The organism is Sphingobium lactosutens, assembly GCF_013393185.1.
In the GTDB taxonomy this organism is placed as follows: Bacteria; Pseudomonadota; Alphaproteobacteria; order Sphingomonadales; family Sphingomonadaceae; genus Sphingobium; species Sphingobium lactosutens_A.
Genome location: NZ_QJQX01000080.1, coordinates 29,013 through 46,177 on the forward strand (window position 1 = coordinate 29,013; position 17,165 = coordinate 46,177).

Sequence of the window (17,165 nt, forward strand, 5' to 3'; positions counted from 1 at the left end):
AGAAATAATCTTGCTCATTCTTCTGGCCCCTTCCCCGGGTCCTGCGTTACACTCCTGCCCATGACAGCGGCGCCCAAGACGTCGCAACAAGCAGGAGAATGACATGTCCGGCGAAACTGAAGCCGAGCTGACCGGCGTCGAACCGACGCGCAACCGCCGCCGCCCCAAGGCGCCCATCATGGAGATTGACGGCCGCAGGTTGAAGCCGGCGACGCTGATGATGGGCCATGGCTATGATCCGACTCTGTCGGAAGGATCGCTCAAGCCGCCTATCTTCCTGACCTCCACCTTCGCCTTCGAAAGCGCCGCCGCGGGCAAGCGCCATTTCGAGGGCGTGACCGGCATCCGCCCCGGCGGGGCGGAAGGGCTGGTCTATTCCCGCTTCAACGGTCCCAATCAGGAAATCTGCGAGGATCGCCTTTCCGTCTGGGAAGAGGCGGAGGACGCGCTGCTCTTTTCCAGCGGCATGTCGGCGATCGCCACCACCCTGCTCGCGCTGGTCCAGCCGGGCGACGTGATCGTCCATAGCGCGCCGCTCTATGCCGCAACCGAATCGCTGATCGGGCGCATCCTTGGCCGGTTCGGCGTGCAATGGCTCGATTTTCCCGCCGCCGCGACCGAGGAAGAGATTGGCGCGGTGATCGAAAAGGCCAGGGGGCTGGGCCGGGTCGCGATGATCTATCTGGAAAGCCCGGCCAATCCGACCAACGTGCTGGTCGATCTGGAGGCGGTTGTCGCGCGGCGCGACTCGCTCTTCGCGGGCGAGCAGCATGTCCCGCCGGTCGCGATCGACAATACCTTCCTCGGCCCGCTCTGGCACAAGCCGATCACCCATGGCGCGGATCTCGTCATCTACAGCCTCACCAAATATGCCGGCGGGCATAGCGATCTGGTCGCGGGCGGCGTGCTGGGGTCCAACGCGCTGATCAACAGCATCCGCCTGATGCGCAACACGATCGGCACCATCCTCGACCCGCACAGCGCCTGGATGCTGCTGCGCAGCCTGGAGACGCTGGAATTGCGGATGAGCCGCGCGGGCGAGAATGCGGAGAAGGTCTGCACTTGGCTCAAGGACCAGCCGCAGGTGGAGAAGGTCGTCTATCTCGGCTTCCCCGAGACGGAGCGGCAGGCCGATATCTATCGCCGCCACTGCACCGGCGCGGGATCGACCTTTTCGCTCTACCTGAAAGGCGGCGAGGCGGAGGCCTTCGCCTTTCTCGACGCGCTCAAGATCGCGAAGCTCGCGGTCAGCCTGGGCGGGACCGAGACGCTGGCAAGCCATCCCGCCGCGATGACCCATCTGTCGGTGCCCGCCGAGCGCAAGAAGGCGCTCGCGATCAGCGACAATATGGTGCGGATCTCGATCGGCTGCGAGGATGCGGACGATCTGATCGCCGATTTCGCCCAGGCGCTACGGCAGATCGGATGAGCGAGGCGCGCCCGGTCATACTGATTGCCCAGCCGCACTTGGCGCCGCTGCTGGGCGTGCTGGCGGCGGACTATGACGTCATGCCGCTCTGGGAAGAGGCCGGGCGCGATCGGCTGGATAAGGCGCAGGTGCTGGTGACGGCCGGGGAGTATCGGCTCGATCCGGCGCTGATCACCGCCATGCCGCGCCTCAGCCTGATCGCCTGCTTCACCGTGGGCTATGACGGGGTCGACCTGGACCTTGCCCGGTCGCGCGGCATTGCGGTCGCCCATGCCGGCAATGCCAATGCCGACGATGTGGCCGACCATGCCATCGGCCTGATGCTGGCCCATCGGCGCTGGATCGTCGAAGGCGACCGCCATCTGCGCGCGGGGCGGTGGACCGCCAACGCCAAGACCCTCACCCGGTCGATGGGCGGCGCGCGGCTGGGCATCGTCGGCATGGGCGCGATCGGCATCGCCGTGGCGGAACGCGCGCAGGCGATGAAGATGCGGATCGGCTGGTGGGGACCGCGCGACAAGCCCGCCCTCCCCTGGCCGCGCGCGGAGAGCCTGACGGCGCTGGCGCAGGACAGCGACATCTTGCTGGTCGCCGCGCGCGCGGACGAGGCAAATCGCGGCCTGATCTGCGCCACCATCCTCGATGCGCTGGGTCCGGCGGGCCTGCTGGTCAATGTCGCGCGGGGGCAACTGGTCGATGAAGTCGCGTTGATCGATGCCCTGAAAGCCGGACGGCTGGGCGGCGCGGCTCTAGACGTGTTCGATCCCGAACCGACCGATCCTGCGCGCTGGACGGATGTGCCCAATGTCGTGCTGACGCCCCATACCGGCGGCGCGACGCAGGACGCGGTAGGGCGCATGGTGCAGATGCTGCGGGCGAACCTCGCCGCCCATTTTGCGGGCGCGCCGTTGCCCGCGCCAGTCCGTTAGTTCCAGTCCACCCGCGTCCAGCCACGCTCCGCCGCCAGCTTCGCCAGCGGCTTGTGCGGATTGGAAGCGAAGGGAATGTCGGCGAATTCCAGCATCGGCGCGTCCGACACATGGTCGGAATAGGCGCGGATATGCGCCTGGCTGCGGTCGATCGCCTCGGCCGCCATCCAGGCCTTTATCATCCGTAGCTTGCCCGTGTCGTAGCAATTCTCGCCCGCGATCTTCGCGCGGACATAGCGCAGATCCTGGCTCAGATGATCGGTCGCGATCACCGCGTCGAAGCCCAGCCGCCGCGCGATCGGCTCGACATAGAGACGGTAGGAGGCTGTCGCGAGCACCAGCCGATAGCCGTCCGCCCGATCCCTGGCGATCTGCGCCACCGCGCCCTGTCGCAGGTTCGTCGCCACCACCTTGTCGGCATAGCTTTCGATATGCGGCATCAGTTTCGCCCGCTCGACATTATGGCCGATCATCAGCGCCTGGTTCAGTTCCTTGAGCCGCTGGCGCGTGATGAGCTTTAGCACATAGGCCAGCATCAGCAGGATGACGCAGGGAAGCAGCAGCAATCGCCATGGCGCCATCCGCTGCGCCACATGGATGAGAAACCCTGTATAGGTGCCGCTGAAAGTCACCGTGCGGTCCATGTCGTAGATCGCCAACCTGTAGTGCGTCATGCCGTTTCCGAAACTTTTCTGTCCGCCCTTCGTTCTGGCTTGCGGATGGGCCGTTTCGGCTTGCCGTGCAACCGATAATGGACCACTAAACCGCCTTGATGAACAAAGCCGCTGACCTCGCAGAAGAAACGGGCGACGGTGGCACGGTAATTCGGCTTTCGGGAAACCTGGCCATTGCGTGCCTCCACGACCTGCCTGCTCGCCTGGATGGCTTGCAAGGGCCGGTGAACGCCATCGACCTGTCTCAGGTTGACCATATCGACACGATCGGCGCCTGGACGGTGCATCGCACAGCCAAGCGTCTGGGCGCGGAAGTCGTTGGCGGCGATGAGGATGCCTGTCGCCTCATTGCTGCCGTGGGCCAGCTGGACGAACCGGTGCCGATCCGCCCCGACAAAGTCCATCCGCTACGCCGCGTCGTCGGCCAGATTGGCGAGGCAGTCTGCAATTCCGGCGCGACCCTGCTCGGCCTGCTCGGCTTCTTCGGCGCCACGCTGGTTGCGAGCTGGAGCCTGATCCGCCATCCCGGCCGTTTCCGGTGGAACGCCGTCATCCAGCGCTTCGAGGTGGTGGGCGTCTCCGCGCTCGGCATCATCGGCCTGATGAGCTTCCTGATCGGCATCGTCATCGCCCAGCAGGGTTCGGTGCAGCTGCGCCAGTTCGGCATGGAGATGCTGACGATCAATCTGGTCGGCCGCCTCACCTTCCGCGAACTGGGGGTGCTGATGACCGCGATCATGGTCGCGGGCCGATCCGGGTCCGCCTTCGCCGCGCAGTTGGGCACGATGAAACTGACCGAGGAGGTCGACGCGATGCGCACCATCGGCGTGTCGCCGATGGAAGCGCTGGTGCTGCCCCGCACGCTGGCCGTCGTGGTGATGATGCCGCTGCTCGGCTTCTACAGCTCGATCGTCGCCGTCATCGGCGGCGGCTTCCTCTGCTGGGTGGCGCTGGAAATCCCACCCATCACCTTCGTCCAGCGCCTGCGCGAAGTCGTGCCGATCACCGACTTGTGGGTCGGCCTGATCAAGGCCCCCGTCTTCGGCATTATCATCGCGCTGTCGGGCTGTTTCCAAGGCATGCAGGTGAAGGCCAATGCCGAGGAAGTCGGCATGCGGACGACCGCCGCGGTGGTGCAGGCGATCTTCCTCGTCATCGTCATCGACGCCTTCTTCGCGGTCTTCTTTACCTGGGTGGGCTGGAACTGATGAGCGAAGAGGAAATCCAGGAAGCGGAGGATCGCCGCATCGAGGAAGCGGTGGAAACCTCGGATATCGCCATCAAGGTACGCGGCCTGAAGAACAGCTTCGGCGATCAGGTCGTGCACGAACATCTCGACCTCGACGTGCGCAAGGGTGAGATATTGGGCGTGGTCGGCGGCTCGGGTACCGGAAAGTCGGTGCTGATGCGCTCCATCATCGGTCTCCAGACCCCGGACGAGGGTGAAGTCTGCGTCTTCGGCGAATCGATGATCGGCCGGCTGGATGACGAGGCGCTGGCGATCCGCAAGCGCTGGGGCGTGCTGTTCCAGGGCGGCGCGCTCTTCTCGACCCTGACCGTGGCGGAGAATGTAGAAGTGCCGATCCGCGAATATTATCCCAATATCGGACCGCAGCTGCGCGACGAGATCGCCGCCTACAAGATCCGCCTCACCGGCCTGCCGACCGAGGCCGGTCCCAAATATCCGTCCGAACTGTCGGGCGGCATGAAGAAGCGCGCCGGCCTGGCCCGCGCGCTGGCGCTGGACCCGGACCTGCTGTTTCTGGACGAACCGACCGCCGGTCTCGACCCGATCGGCGCGGCGGCGTTCGACGATCAGACGCGCAAGCTGCAACAGACGCTGGGCCTCACCGTCTTCCTCATCACCCACGACCTCGACACGCTTTATTCGATCTGCGACCGGGTCGCAGTGCTGGCGGACAAGAAGGTGATCGCGGTGGGCACGATCGCGGAACTGCTGGCGCTCGATCATCCCTGGATTCAGGAATATTTCAACGGCCCGCGCGGCCGGGCCGCCACGGCGGCCGTCGAGCGCGAAAAGGGCAAGGCGGCGAACAAGCCGACGGACGGAAGGCAATAGGATATGGAAACCCGCTCCAATCATGTGCTGGTCGGCACGGTCACGCTGCTGTTGCTGGCCGCGGTCATGATCGCGGCCTTCTGGTTCTCTCGCCTGTCACAAGGCGACAACAAGGAATATGACATCTTCTTCAAACAGTCGGTCAACGGCCTCGCCAAGGGATCGAGCGTCAATTATTCGGGCGTGCCGTCGGGCCAGGTCGAGAAGATCGAATTGTGGAAGCGCGACCCGAGCTTCGTGAAGGTCCGCATTTCCGTGAAAGACGGCACCCCCGTGCTTCAGGGCACGACCGCGACGATTTCCGGCGTCGGCTTTACCGGCGTCAGCGAGATCGTGCTGGATGGCGCGGTCAAGGGCGCGCCGCCGATTATCTGCCCGGCGGAAAATCCCATGGCGGCCTGCCCCGACGGCGTTCCGGTCATCCCCACCAAGCCGGGTGCGCTGGGCGAATTGCTCAACAATGCGCCGCAGCTGCTGGAGCGTCTGTCGACCCTGACCGAACGGCTGACCGAATTGCTCAACGACAAGAATCAGCAATCGATCGCGGGCATCCTCGCCAATGTCGAGCGGGTGTCGGGCGCCCTGGCCGATCGCAGCCCCGAAATCGCCGCCACCCTGGCCGAGGCGCGTATCGCCGTGCAACGCACGGGTGTCGCCGTCGAGCAGATCGGCAAGCTGGCCGCAACCACGGACCAACTGCTGAACGAGGAAGGCAAGCCGTTGATGGGCGACCTGCGCAAGACCGTGCAGTCCGCCACCCGCAGCATCGACACGCTCGACAAGACGATCGGCGAGGCGCAGCCGGGCGTCCACGCCTTCAGCACCCAGACCATGCCGGAGGTCAACCAGCTGGTGCGCGACCTGCGCGAAATGTCGCGGGCCTTCCGCGGCGTCGCCGAGAAGCTCGACCAGCAGGGCGCCGGATCGCTGGTCGGATCGCCCAAGCTGCCGGACTATAAGCCATGAAGGCGGACCATAAGATGCCGGACCATAAGATGAAAGGGAAGCGGACCATGATCCACGCGAAACCCCGCAGCGCGATGGTCGCGCTCGCCGCCGCCGTCCTGCTCTCGGGCTGCGTGTCCATTGGCGCGAAGCCGCCGGTGCAGTTGCTGACGCTGGACGCCGCCCAGAAGGTGCCGGCAGGCGCCGCGCGCGTCGCTGGCGGTGGTCGGACCCTCATCGTTGCCGATCCCGAAGCCCCCAAGATGCTGGATACGATCCGCGTGCCGGTGCAAACCGCGCCGACCTCGGTCGCCTATGTGACAAAGGTGCAGTGGGCCGACACGCCGCGGCATCTGTTCCGCCGGCTGCTGGCCGAGACCATCTCCGCGACGACCGATCGGGTGGTGCTCGATTCGGGCCAGTTTTCGGGCGATGGCGGACAGCGGCTTTCGGGCGAACTGGTGGCTTTCACCGTCGATGAAGCCAGTCATAGCGCGATCGTCACCTATGATGCGGTGTTGACCACCCCGGCCGGCGTGGCGCTTGCGCGTCAGCGCTTTACCGCAAGCGCTCCGATCAGCGGCAAGATCGATGCAAACACGATCGGGATGCCCCTCAACATGGCCGCAAACAAGGTGGCGACCGATGTCGCCGCCTGGGTCACGGCGGTGAAGGAATAATATCGTCCGGGCATGTCGGGAGAGCCTTTCCCGACATGCCGGACAGAGCGCGCCTGTTTATTCCAGGCTCTTGCTCGCCTGCTCTGTCACATCCTTGGACAGGCCCGGCTCGGCCAGGATGCGCTGCAATTCGGCACGCATCAGCGCGGCCCGCTTTTCATCGAATCGCTTCCAGCGCCCCAGCGGCGGCACCAGACGCGCCGCCGTCTGCGGGTTGAGCTTGTCGAGCGCGATGATGCAATCGGCAACCAGCCTATATCCTTTGCCCGACCTGTGATGGAAGGCCCATTGGTTGCCCGCAAAGGCGCCGTAGAGCGATCGCACGCGGTTGGGGTTGGCCAGGGTGAAATCCTTGTGCCTGCCCAGTTCCTCAATCTGTTCCACCGCATCGGGATAGAAAGAGAAAGCCTGCGTCTGGAACCATTTGTCCAGCGTGAGCGCATCGGCCGAATAGCGGTTGTAGAAGATGTCGAGCGCCGCCACCCGTTCCGCGCTGGTCCCGTTCGCCAGCGTGCCCAGCGCCGCCTGGCGCTCGGTCATGTTATCCGCCTCGCTGAACTGGGCGAAGGCGATGGCAGAGCCATCCTGCGCGCCCGACGCCACCAGATAATGAAGCGCGGCATTGCGCAGCTTGCGCGCGCCCTTGGCGGTGGACGACAGCGAGAAGGCGTTCGCCTTCGTTTTCGCATGGACGTCGCGCCAGAGCGGCTCCAGGGCGACGCCGATCTTGCGTTGCAGGGCGTCGCGTGCCGTATGGATCGCGTCGGGATCGACGATCTTCATCTGGTCGCCCAGATAGGCTTCGCTGGGCAGGCGGATCGCCTCCGCGACGAAGGCCGGGTCGAGCGCCGGGTCGGTCAGCGTCGTGCGGACCGCGTCGATCACCGCCGCGTCGTCCACATCCTGCCCGCCAATGGTGCCGATCAGTACATTGACCATGAGCTGCTGCATCGCCTCATAACGGGCGAAGGGATCGTCATCATGCGCCGACAGGAAAGCCAGATCGGCCTGACTACGGTTCGTCTCGACGATGACCGGTGCGGAAAAACCGCGGTTGATCGATAATATCGGCGCGCTGGCGAAGCCGCTGAAGGTGAAGCTCTGCTTCGGCTCCGTCAGCATCAGCAACGCATCGCCATGGTGGCTCGCCGTCGCGGGATCGAACAGGGCGATGCGCAGCGGGATCGCCATAGGCAGCTTGTCGGACTGGCCAGGCGTGGCGGGAACGCTCTGTTCCAGCGTCAGTTCGACGTTGCGGCTGACCGGGTCATGCGACAGCAGGGCACGGACATGGGGCGTACCGGCCTGCTCATACCAGCGACGGAACTGGCCGAGGTCGATCTGACCACCCGCCTCCATCGCCAGGACGAAATCCTCGCAGGTCGCGGCCTCTCCGTCATGCCGGTCGAAATAGAGGTCGGTGCCGGCACGGAAGCGTTCCGGCCCCAGCATCAGGGCCATCATGCGGATGACCTCCGCGCCCTTATTATAGATGGTTGCAGTATAGAAGTTACTGATTTCCATATAGGATTCAGGTCGGACCGGATGAGCGAGCGGTCCTGAATCCTCCTGAAACTGGGCGGCGCGCAGGATACGGACATCCTCGATCCGCTTGACCGCATGGCTGCCCATGTCGGCGGAGAAATTCTGGTCGCGGAAGACGGTGAAGCCTTCCTTCAACGACAGCTGGAACCAGTCGCGGCAAGTAACGCGATTGCCCGACCAGTTATGAAAATATTCATGCGCCACCACGCCCTCGACGCCATCATAGTCGATGTCGGTCGCGGTTTCCGGGTCAGCCAGAATATAGCGCGAATTGAAGATGTTGAGGCCCTTATTCTCCATCGCGCCGAAATTGAAGTCAGCGACGGCGACGATGTTGAACACGTCCAGATCATATTCGCGGCCATAGACCCGCTCGTCCCAGGCCATGCTGTCCTTGAGCGCCTTCATCGCATGGGCGGTGCGCGGCAGATCGGCTTCTTTAACCCAGATGCCCAGTTGCACCTCCCGCCCGCTCATCGTCACGAAGCGATCCGCGTTGCAGGCCAGATCGCCTGCCACCAGCGCGAACAGATAGCAGGGCTTGGGGAAGGGATCGCTCCAGCGCGCCCAGTGACGGCCATCAGCCAGATCGCCCTGCTCGATCGGATCGCCATTGGCCAGCAACACCGGAAAGCGTGCCTTGTCGGCAACCATATGGACGCTGTAGCGCGACAGCACATCGGGCCGATCGGGGAAGAAGGTGATGCGGCGAAAGCCCTCCGCCTCGCACTGGGTGCAAAGCAGGCCGCCGCTGCCATAGAGGCCCATCAGCTTGCTATTGCTCTCTGGCGCAAGCTCCACCAGCGTTTCGACGCTGTGCGCGCCGCCCGGCAACGCAATGATCAGCGCGCCCGCTTCCAGATGCCACTCTTGCTGACCCAGCACACGGCCATCGACCTTGACCTCCAGCGGGATCAGGCCGTCGCCATCGAGACGCAGCGGCCGATCATGATCGCCGTTGCGACTGACGGACAGCGTTGCGTGGACTTTTGTCAGCGCCGGATCGAGATCAAAATCGAGCGCAATGTCGGGAACCAGCCAGTCGGGCGCGCGATAGTCGGCGCGGCGGATGACGGCAGGAGCGGCGGCGGTGGTTGAGAGCATGTCGGCCATCCCCACAACCTAAGGAGCGGCCGACGAAAACACCAGCGGGCTTTAGAGCCAGGTCGAGAGATTCGCGAGATAGCCGCCAATCCCTCTAGACAATGGCCATATCAGATTCGCTCTCCCGACAGACGCTGGCACAGCATGTCGAGTTGATCGAGGTTGGAATAGCGCATCGACAGCAGGCCACCGGTCGACGCGCCATCATGGGCGATATCCACCTTCAGGCCCAATATATCGGCCAGATGCTGCTCCAGCGCAGCGATGTCCGGGTCTTTCTCCGCCGAGCCGGCGTGGTTGCGGCGAGCGGTGGGCGCGTCGACGCCGGTTTTGACCTTGCGCACCAGCTGTTCGGTATCGCGAACGGAAAGCCCTTTTTCTTCAACCTGTTGTGCCAGACGTTCGCAATCGGGCGCGCCGATCAGCGCGCGGGCATGCCCCATGCTGATCCTGCTGTGCATCACCTGTTGCTGCACCGACTGGGGCAATTCGAGCAGGCGCATCAGGTTGGCGACATGGCTGCGCGACTTGCCGACGATGCGGCCCAGCGCTTCCTGGCTATGATGGAATTCCGCGATCAGCTTGCGATAGGCTTCCGCCTCTTCGATCGGGTTGAGATCTTCACGCTGGATATTCTCTATCAGCGCGATCTCCAGCGTCTCCTGCTCGTCGAAGTCGCGGACGATGGCAGGGATGCGGTGCATCTGGGCGCGCTGCGCGGCCCGCCACCGGCGCTCGCCGGCGATGATCTGGAAACCGCCGCCATGGGGACGGACGATGATCGGCTGAATGACGCCGCGCTTGGCGATGCTATCCGCCAGTTCCTGCAACGCGCCCTCGTCGAAATGGCGGCGCGGCTGTTCGGGGTGCGGATGGATCAACGCGACTTCGATGCTCTGCACCGACTTGCCATTGGCAACGGGCGCAGCGGCGGGCGCAATTGGCTCCTCGCGCGAGACATCGCCCAGCAAGGCGGAAAGGCCGCGGCCGAGACCCTGGGGACGCTTGGCGATCTTCGGCTTATCGGTCGTTTCGTCGCTCAAGCAGCAACCTCCTGTCGGGGCAAGCGGGCAATCAGTTCGCGCGCAAGGCGCATATAGGCTTCCGATCCCGAGCAGCGGAAATCGTAGATCAGGGCGGGCACACCGTGGCTGGGCGCTTCGGACAGACGCACGTTGCGCGGGATCACGGTCGAGAAGACCAGGTCGCCTAGGCAGGCGCGCACATCGTCGGCGACCTGATCAGTCAGGCGATTGCGGCGGTCATACATGGTCAGCGCCACGCCCATGATCGACAGGCCGGGGTTGAAGCGACCGCGAATACGCTCGACCGTATGAAGCAGTTGCGACAGACCTTCCAGTGCGAAAAACTCGCACTGGAGCGGGACGAGCAGATATTGCGCGCCAACCATGGCATTGATCGTCAACAAACCGAGCGACGGCGGACAATCGATCAGGCAGATGTCCCAACGACCCGGCTGCGCCTCGGACAGCACCCGCTCCAGCCGATGGGTCCGTTCTTCATAGTCGATCAGTTCGATTTCCGCGCCCGACAAATCCTGCGTGGCGGGGACGAGGTCGAGCTTGGGAACGCGCGTGGTGACGATCGCATCATCCAGCGCGCAATTGCCTACCAGCAGGTCATAGCTGGATTGGGCGCGTTCGCCCTGCCCCACGCCCAGACCCGTGGACGCATTACCCTGCGGGTCAAGGTCGACCAGCAACACCCGAAGGCCGGTGGCAGCCAGTCCCGTCGCGAGGTTGATCGCGGTCGTGGTCTTGCCCACCCCACCCTTCTGGTTGGCAATGGCGATACGGATCATGGGCGATGCTTCCTTTTGCCGGCGGGTAGAACGGACTGCGCGACGATGATGGCGCTTTCGGCATCGGTCACGCTCGGTTCCACGTGGAACACACCTTGCCATGCCGGACGCAATGCCTCCAGTTCATTTTGCGCATTTCGTCCCTTTGGCAGAACCCACAGCGTCTTTTTATCGGACAGGTGCAACGCCGACGCCAATAATTTGGGCAACGGCGCATAGGCCCGCGCGCTGATGACAGCCGCTTGCGTGGCCGGCACGGTTTCAACCCGCCCCCCGAATATACGCGCATGAGTCAGGCCCAGCTCAGCAATCACGTCGTTCAGAAAGTCGATGCGCTTGCGCCGAGATTCGACCATCAGCATTGGCCGGTCGGATAGGCAGGCGACGACGATGCCCGGCAGGCCGGCGCCCGAACCGAGGTCGATCCATTCCCCCTCTCCCGCCTTGACCGCATGACCGATCAACTGGGCGGAGTCGACGATATGCCGCGCCCAGACATGGGGGCGCGTCGATTCCGCGATCAGATTCTGCTCATCCATGGCCGACAACAGGATCGCGACATAGCGTTCCAATCGCGCCCATGTTTCACGTGAAACGTCGAATTGCGCCTCCAGCCAGGCGCGCGCTTCCTCTTCGGTCACGCAGCCTCCCGCCGCACGTGGACGAGGATGGCGGCGAGCGCGGCGGGGGTGATCCCCCGGATCCGCCCCGCGGCAGCCAGCGTGTCGGGGCGCGCCGCTTCAAGCTTCTCGATCATCTCGGTCGACAGCCCGCCGATCGCGCGAAAGTCGAACGTCGTGGGAATAAGGACACGTTCATTGCGACGCAGTTCTGCGATCTCGGCATCCTGCCGCTGGAGATAAGGGGCGTAATGGGCATCCTCCAAAATTTCGGCGCGCAGGTCGGCCGGCGCCTGACGCAGGGCCGGAGCGAGATCAAGCAGCAAATCCTTATCGACTTCGGGAAAGCGCGCCCAGTCGAACAGGCTGCGCCGCGCGCCATCCTGACGCACCGCCGCCCCCACCCGCGCCATCTCGCTCGCGGTCATGGGTCTGGCAAGCTCGGCTTCGATCGTCGCCCGCATAGCAGTACGGCCCGACAGTCTCGATCGGCGGACGCCGCCGGCAAGACCATGAGCGATGGCAATCGGCCCCAGTCGGGTCTCCGCATTGTCGGCGCGCAGGCGAAGACGATATTCGGCCCGCGCGGTCAGCATGCGATATGGCTCGGTCACGCCCTGCAAGACCAGATCGTCAATCATCACGCCCATATAACTGCTGGCGCGATCAAGGATCATCGGCGCGTCACCGCGCGCCCGGGCGGCGGCATTGGCGCCGGCGACAAGACCCTGAGCGGCAGCCTCTTCATAGCCGGTGGTGCCATTAATCTGTCCCGCGCAGAAAAGACCGGGGACCGCTCGGACCTCCAGCGAGGCGTCGAGCGCGCGCGGATCGACATGATCATATTCGACCGCATAGCCAGGCACGACAATGTCGGCCTGCTCCAGACCAGCCATCGATCGGACCATCGCTGCCTGCACATCGGTCGGCAGTGAGGTGCTGATGCCGTTGGGATAGACGAGATGATCGTCCAGCCCTTCGGGTTCGAGAAAAATCTGGTGCCCGTCACGATCGCCGAAACGGAGTATCTTATCCTCGATCGACGGGCAGTAGCGCGGCCCGCGCCCTTCGATTGCGCCGCTGAACAAAGGTGAGCGGCCCAGGCCATCGCGGATGATCTGATGGGTGCGATCATTGGTCCGTGTGATGGCGCAGGCGAGTTGCGGCAATGCGCGCCCCGAAGAAAGGGAAGACATGGTCCAGCCCTCCGCATCGGACGGCTGGATCTCAAGTCGTGCCCAATCGATGGTCCGCCCGTCAAGACGTGGCGGCGTGCCGGTCTTGAGCAGCGCAATGGGCAGGCCAAGGTCGCGCAACTGCAGGCCGAGGTCCGTTGCGGCACGCTCCCCGATACGACCGCCCGCCTCACGCTCGTCGCCGCGAAACAGCTTGCCGCCTAGGAAGGTGCCCGTCGCCAGCACGACAGACGGGGCGGAAAGCATGCGGCCATCGGCCAGCGCAACCCCGGCTACGGCCTCGCCGTCCAGCATGAGCGTCGCCGCTTCCCCTTCGACAATCTCCAGGCCGGACTGGACATCGAGCATCGCATGGATGGCGGCACGATAGCGTTTGCGGTCGGCCTGGATCCGCGGCCCCTGTACCGCAGCACCTTTGCTGCTGTTGAGCATCCGATAATGGATTGCTGCCGCATCGGCGGCGCGCGCGATCAGGCCATCAAGGGCATCGACCTCGCGCACCAGATGCCCCTTGCCCAATCCGCCGATCGCCGGATTGCAGGACATGGCGCCGACCGTCTGCCGGTCGAAAGTGAGCAGCGCCACGGACGCGCCCTTGCGCGCCGCAGCCGCAGCCGCCTCACAGCCGGCATGGCCGCCGCCGACCACGATCACATCATAGCTTGTTCGCATGCAGCGCCCTTATCAGATTCAGGGCGCCTCGGTCAAAAGCGTTCCACGTGGAACATGATCATTTACCGATGCAGAAGCCCGAAAAGAGGCGATCCAGCATATCCTCGGTTCCGGCCTGTCCGGTCAGTGCGTCGATGGCGCTCCGGGCAAGTCGCAATTCTTCGGCGATAACAAGCAGATCCTGCGTCATCCCGGCGGCGGCGAGATGGTCATGCAATTGTCCAACTCGCTGTCGCTGTCGGGCATGAAGTGCATAATCCCCCTCCCCCGGCAGCAACGCGGCGGCTCGCTCGCACAACAGGACGAGCAGCGCCTCCATTCCCTCGCCACTGCGGGCCGAAAGCCGAAGGCCCGGCCGCGCGGCCACGCCCCAGTCCCGGTCGCTCTGGGCCGCGATCAGGATCGCATCCGCGCGCGGCAGGTCAGCCGCATCGCCCAGCCACAGGATGATGTCGGCTGCGTCCAGCGCCGCCCGTGCACGGTCGATACCGATCGCCTCGATCGCATCGCCCGTCTCGTCACGCAGGCCCGCCGTGTCCGTGAACAGGAAAGCGGTCCCCCCGATCGCGGCGGGCACCTCGATCCGGTCTCGGGTCGTGCCGGCAATGTCGGATACGATCGCGGCGTCACGTCCTACCAGCGCATTGAGCAGGGTTGATTTGCCGGCATTGGGCGGCCCGGCCAGCACCACCCGCACACCATCACGCAGCCGCTCGGCAGCCGGGGCGGCAACGATCGCCGCGACGTCGCGGGCGATCGCAGCAATGCCCTCCCCGATCCGCGCCTCGATCGCGGCATCGGGTACATCATCCTCGTCGGAAAAATCGAGCGCCGCTTCCGCCATGGCCGACAGGTCGAGCAGGCTCCCGCGCCAGCCCTCGATTCGGTGGGAAAAATGCCCCTCCGCCATCAACAGCGCGGCGCGGCGCTGGCTTTGCGTTTCGGCGGCGAGCAGATCGGACAGTCCCTCGACGGCGTTCAGGTCCATGCGACCATGGGCAAAGGCGCGACGGGTAAACTCGCCCGGCTGCGCCCGGCGCAGGTCAGGCATCGCCCCCAGCGCATCCTCGACCGCCGCCACCACGGCCCGCCCGCCATGGCAATGCAACTCCGCCATATCCTCGCCGGTGACGCTGTTGGGGCCAGGCAGCCACAGCAACAGCGCACGGTCGAGCGGGCTACCGTCACGCGGGTCGCGCAACAAGGCGAGGCTCGCCATCCGCGGTGGTGGCAGTCGGCGCGCCATTGCGGCGAGTGCCTGTCCTGCGCCGGCGCCACTTATCCGGATGACGGCGATCCCCGCCGGCGGCGTGCCGCTCGACAGGGCGAAAATTGTGTCCTGCTGGCCTTCGGACACGATCCTTATTTCTTCTCGTCCTTGCCGCCGCCCATGCCGGCCAGGCCGACATTCATCATCTGCTGGAACAGCCGCATGCCCGCATCCCCGAGCGGCGAAAAGCTCTTGAACAGCGTCTCCATTTGTTCCGCACTGCCGATCCCGTCGAAGCTATCGAGCATTGTCCGGATATATTTGTCATGAATGGGGCTGACGTCCGGCAAGCCCAAAAAGGCTCGCGCTTCGGCAGGCGTGCAGTCCACATCGACGGTTACTTTCATGTCCCTGCCCTTCCCTGTTGGCGCATCGTATCGCGTTGCGTCCTCATGCCGCAAATCGGCCCGCCGAAGCAAATTTTTAAACGCGGTGGGAGGTTGCGCGTCCCGCCGGATCAGCCAATATGGGCGTCAAATCTCCACCGCGGAAAGGATATCGGCATGGGCAGTTTCACTCCTGTAAAGACATTGGAAGGCGACGCCCAGTTCGACACCTATGTGGCCGAGCCGGAGGGGAAGGCCACTGCGGCGATCATCGTCATCCAGGAGATTTTCGGGGTCAATGAAGGTATTCGCCGCAAGTGCGACAGTTGGGCCAAGGCGGGCTATCTCGCCTATGCGCCCGACCTGTTCTGGCGCGAGCAGGCCCATGTCGAGCTGGACGCCGACGTGCCGGAAGATTTCCAGGCCGCTATTGGCCATATGCAGAAGCTGAACCAGGACCAGGCCATTCGCGATATCGAAGCCACCATCAAGGCCGCCCGTTCGGCGGTCGGTGCCGATGGCAAGGTCGGCCTGGTCGGCTATTGCATGGGCGGACGGCTTGTCTTCATGTCCGCCTGCCGCACCGACGGCGACGCTTTCGTCGGCTATTATGGCGTGGGCATCGACGGCTTGCTGGGTGAACAACATGCCATAGGCAAGCCGACCATGCTGCATATCCCGACCAAAGACGGATTTGTCCCGCCCGAAACGCAGAAGGCAATGCACGACGGGCTGAAGGACAATCGCCATGTGACGCTGCATGACTATGAAGGGCTCGACCATGGCTTCGCGGCGGAGATGGGCAATCGCCGTGTCGAGGATGCCGCTCAACTGGCCGACCGGCGCACTGCCGACTTCTTCGCGGAGTCCCTCGCCTGATGTCCGGCGCGTGGCGGATGGTGGCCCGCAGTCATGGCGGTCCGGAGGTGATTGTCCGCGAGGACTTCGATCCGGGCCAGCCGGGTGAAGGCGAATTGCTGGTCGAACAGGAAGCCGTCGGCCTCAACTTCATCGACACCTATTATCGGACCGGTCTCTACCCCGCCCCGCTTCCCACCCCCCTGGGGTCGGAGGGTGCTGGCCGTATCGTCGCGGTCGGCGCCGACGTCGCTGGCTTTGCCGTGGGCGATCGGGTGGGCTGCGCCAGCGGCCTTGGCGCCTATGCGACCCACCGGATCGTGCCCGCAGACCGGGCCGTCCGCATTCCGGACGGCGTGTCGAGCGAGGCTGCGGCGGCGATGATGCTCAAGGGCATGACCGCCTGCTATCTCGCCGAAGACATGATCGACCTGTCAGCGGGCCAGGTGGCACTGGTCCATGCAGCGGCGGGCGGGGTCGGCTCGATCCTGGTCCCCTGGCTGCGCGACAAGGGGGTGATCGTCATCGCCCATAGCGGATCGGCGGAGAAAGCCGCGGCCGTCCAGGCCGACCATAGCCTGCACGACGCTTTCGACGATCTCGCCGGCACGGTTCGCGCGCTGACCGATGGCCGGGGCGTCGATGTCGTCTATGATGGCGTCGGCAAGGATAGCTGGACCGCCTCGCTCGCCAGCCTCAAGCGACGCGGTCTAATGGTCAGCTATGGCAATGCGTCGGGCGCGGTGCCGCCCGTCAGCCTGCTCGACCTCAGCCGTGGCGGATCGCTCTATGTCTCGCGCCCGACGCTCTTCGATTATATCGCGACGGCAGAGGAACTGGCGCATACCGCCGGCCGCCTGTTCGACCGGATGCAGCGCGGCGTTGTGACGGCGCAGATCGGCCAGCGCTTCGCCCTCGCCGACGCGGCCGAGGCGCACGAGGCGCTGGAAGCACGGCGGACGCAGGGCGCATCCGTCCTCATTCCCTGAACGGTTGACCGGCCGCCGGGCAAGAT

Annotated in this window: 16 protein-coding genes; 8 read left to right on the plus strand and 8 right to left on the minus strand. The window is 64.7% G+C overall.

Going from position 1 to position 17,165, the window contains the following annotated elements; translation table 11 throughout:
• The first annotated feature begins 103 nt into the window (after window positions 1-103).
• Both DM806_RS22910 and DM806_RS22915 read left to right on the plus strand, forming a co-directional pair.
• The gene (locus DM806_RS22910) at window positions 104-1,429 is read left to right on the plus strand and encodes a cystathionine gamma-synthase family protein (protein ID WP_179045469.1); all 1,326 of its coding nucleotides are present in this window, start codon (window positions 104-106) and stop codon (window positions 1,427-1,429) included.
• Window positions 1,426-2,358: a 2-hydroxyacid dehydrogenase gene (locus tag DM806_RS22915; protein ID WP_179045470.1), complete on the plus strand. Its 933-nt coding sequence runs from the start codon at window positions 1,426-1,428 to the stop codon at window positions 2,356-2,358. The genes DM806_RS22910 and DM806_RS22915 overlap by 4 nt, the downstream gene beginning before the upstream one ends.
• On the opposite strand, the gene DM806_RS22920 is transcribed toward DM806_RS22915, so the two are convergent.
• Window positions 2,355-3,032, minus strand: coding sequence for an HAD family hydrolase (locus DM806_RS22920; protein ID WP_179045471.1), 678 nt, complete (start codon window positions 3,030-3,032; stop codon window positions 2,355-2,357). The genes DM806_RS22915 and DM806_RS22920 overlap by 4 nt on opposite strands.
• Before the next feature lie 98 nt (window positions 3,033-3,130).
• Between DM806_RS22920 and DM806_RS22925 the strand changes: the two genes are divergently transcribed.
• From DM806_RS22925 to DM806_RS22940, 4 genes are read left to right on the plus strand one after another with little or no spacing between them, the layout of a single operon-like run.
• Window positions 3,131-4,240, plus strand: coding sequence for an MlaE family lipid ABC transporter permease subunit (locus tag DM806_RS22925; protein ID WP_179045472.1), 1,110 nt, complete (start codon window positions 3,131-3,133; stop codon window positions 4,238-4,240).
• Window positions 4,240-5,112: an ABC transporter ATP-binding protein gene (locus tag DM806_RS22930; RefSeq protein WP_179045473.1), complete on the plus strand. Its 873-nt coding sequence runs from the start codon at window positions 4,240-4,242 to the stop codon at window positions 5,110-5,112. The genes DM806_RS22925 and DM806_RS22930 overlap by 1 nt, the downstream gene beginning before the upstream one ends.
• Window positions 5,113-5,115: 3 nt before the next feature.
• Complete coding sequence (locus DM806_RS22935; protein WP_179045474.1) at window positions 5,116-6,078, plus strand: MlaD family protein; 963 nt, start codon at window positions 5,116-5,118, stop codon at window positions 6,076-6,078.
• A 47-nt stretch (window positions 6,079-6,125) separates the two neighbouring features.
• Window positions 6,126-6,737, plus strand: coding sequence for an ABC-type transport auxiliary lipoprotein family protein (locus DM806_RS22940; RefSeq protein ID WP_179045475.1), 612 nt, complete (start codon window positions 6,126-6,128; stop codon window positions 6,735-6,737).
• Window positions 6,738-6,794: 57 nt separating this feature from the next.
• Here the strand turns inward: DM806_RS22940 and pepN are convergent, their stop codons facing one another.
• The 7 genes from pepN to DM806_RS22975 form a co-directional block, all read right to left on the minus strand.
• Window positions 6,795-9,395 carry an aminopeptidase N gene (pepN, locus tag DM806_RS22945; protein WP_179045476.1) on the minus strand — a complete coding sequence of 867 codons (2,601 nt, stop codon included), beginning with the start codon at window positions 9,393-9,395 and terminating at the stop codon, window positions 6,795-6,797.
• A 101-nt stretch (window positions 9,396-9,496) separates the two neighbouring features.
• Window positions 9,497-10,429, minus strand: coding sequence for a ParB/RepB/Spo0J family partition protein (locus DM806_RS22950; protein ID WP_179045477.1), 933 nt, complete (start codon window positions 10,427-10,429; stop codon window positions 9,497-9,499).
• A complete protein-coding gene (locus DM806_RS22955) occupies window positions 10,426-11,208 on the minus strand; it encodes a ParA family protein (RefSeq protein ID WP_179045478.1) in 783 nt (260 codons plus the stop codon). The genes DM806_RS22950 and DM806_RS22955 overlap by 4 nt, the downstream gene beginning before the upstream one ends.
• Window positions 11,205-11,849, minus strand: coding sequence for a 16S rRNA (guanine(527)-N(7))-methyltransferase RsmG (gene rsmG / locus DM806_RS22960; RefSeq protein WP_179045479.1), 645 nt, complete (start codon window positions 11,847-11,849; stop codon window positions 11,205-11,207). Before rsmG ends, DM806_RS22955 begins: the two co-directional genes overlap by 4 nt.
• Window positions 11,846-13,696 carry a tRNA uridine-5-carboxymethylaminomethyl(34) synthesis enzyme MnmG gene (gene mnmG, locus DM806_RS22965; protein ID WP_179045480.1) on the minus strand — a complete coding sequence of 617 codons (1,851 nt, stop codon included), beginning with the start codon at window positions 13,694-13,696 and terminating at the stop codon, window positions 11,846-11,848. Before mnmG ends, rsmG begins: the two co-directional genes overlap by 4 nt.
• A gap of 58 nt (window positions 13,697-13,754) precedes the next feature.
• Window positions 13,755-15,053, minus strand: a complete 1,299-nt coding sequence (gene mnmE, locus DM806_RS22970) for a tRNA uridine-5-carboxymethylaminomethyl(34) synthesis GTPase MnmE (protein ID WP_179045481.1) — start codon at window positions 15,051-15,053, stop codon at window positions 13,755-13,757.
• Window positions 15,054-15,058: 5 nt separating this feature from the next.
• Window positions 15,059-15,313, minus strand: a complete 255-nt coding sequence (locus DM806_RS22975; RefSeq protein ID WP_179045482.1) for a DUF6489 family protein — start codon at window positions 15,311-15,313, stop codon at window positions 15,059-15,061.
• A 156-nt stretch (window positions 15,314-15,469) separates the two neighbouring features.
• On the opposite strand from DM806_RS22975, the gene DM806_RS22980 reads away from it, so the two are divergent.
• Entirely contained in the window at window positions 15,470-16,171 is a 702-nt protein-coding gene (locus DM806_RS22980) for a dienelactone hydrolase family protein (RefSeq protein ID WP_179045483.1), read from the plus strand.
• Window positions 16,171-17,139 carry a quinone oxidoreductase family protein gene (locus DM806_RS22985; protein WP_218647619.1) on the plus strand — a complete coding sequence of 323 codons (969 nt, stop codon included), beginning with the start codon at window positions 16,171-16,173 and terminating at the stop codon, window positions 17,137-17,139. The genes DM806_RS22980 and DM806_RS22985 overlap by 1 nt, the downstream gene beginning before the upstream one ends.
• Window positions 17,140-17,165: the final 26 nt, after the last annotated feature.

Excerpts from the sequence above, each read along its gene's own strand:
- pepN (WP_179045476.1), bottom strand. The coding sequence starts at position 9,395 with ATGGCCGACATGCTCTCAACCACCGCCGCCGCTCCTGCCGTCATCCGC.
- DM806_RS22955 (WP_179045478.1), bottom strand. The coding sequence starts at position 11,208 with ATGATCCGTATCGCCATTGCCAACCAGAAGGGTGGGGTGGGCAAGACC.
- DM806_RS22920 (WP_179045471.1), bottom strand. The coding sequence starts at position 3,032 with ATGACGCACTACAGGTTGGCGATCTACGACATGGACCGCACGGTGACT.
- DM806_RS22910 (WP_179045469.1), top strand. The coding sequence starts at position 104 with ATGTCCGGCGAAACTGAAGCCGAGCTGACCGGCGTCGAACCGACGCGC.
- DM806_RS22985 (WP_218647619.1), top strand. The coding sequence starts at position 16,171 with ATGTCCGGCGCGTGGCGGATGGTGGCCCGCAGTCATGGCGGTCCGGAG.
- DM806_RS22940 (WP_179045475.1), top strand. The coding sequence starts at position 6,126 with ATGATCCACGCGAAACCCCGCAGCGCGATGGTCGCGCTCGCCGCCGCC.
- DM806_RS22935 (WP_179045474.1), top strand. The coding sequence starts at position 5,116 with ATGGAAACCCGCTCCAATCATGTGCTGGTCGGCACGGTCACGCTGCTG.
- DM806_RS22975 (WP_179045482.1), bottom strand. The coding sequence starts at position 15,313 with ATGAAAGTAACCGTCGATGTGGACTGCACGCCTGCCGAAGCGCGAGCC.
- mnmG (WP_179045480.1), bottom strand. The coding sequence starts at position 13,696 with ATGCGAACAAGCTATGATGTGATCGTGGTCGGCGGCGGCCATGCCGGC.
- DM806_RS22980 (WP_179045483.1), top strand. The coding sequence starts at position 15,470 with ATGGGCAGTTTCACTCCTGTAAAGACATTGGAAGGCGACGCCCAGTTC.
- DM806_RS22930 (WP_179045473.1), top strand. The coding sequence starts at position 4,240 with ATGAGCGAAGAGGAAATCCAGGAAGCGGAGGATCGCCGCATCGAGGAA.
- DM806_RS22915 (WP_179045470.1), top strand. The coding sequence starts at position 1,426 with ATGAGCGAGGCGCGCCCGGTCATACTGATTGCCCAGCCGCACTTGGCG.
- DM806_RS22925 (WP_179045472.1), top strand. The coding sequence starts at position 3,131 with ATGAACAAAGCCGCTGACCTCGCAGAAGAAACGGGCGACGGTGGCACG.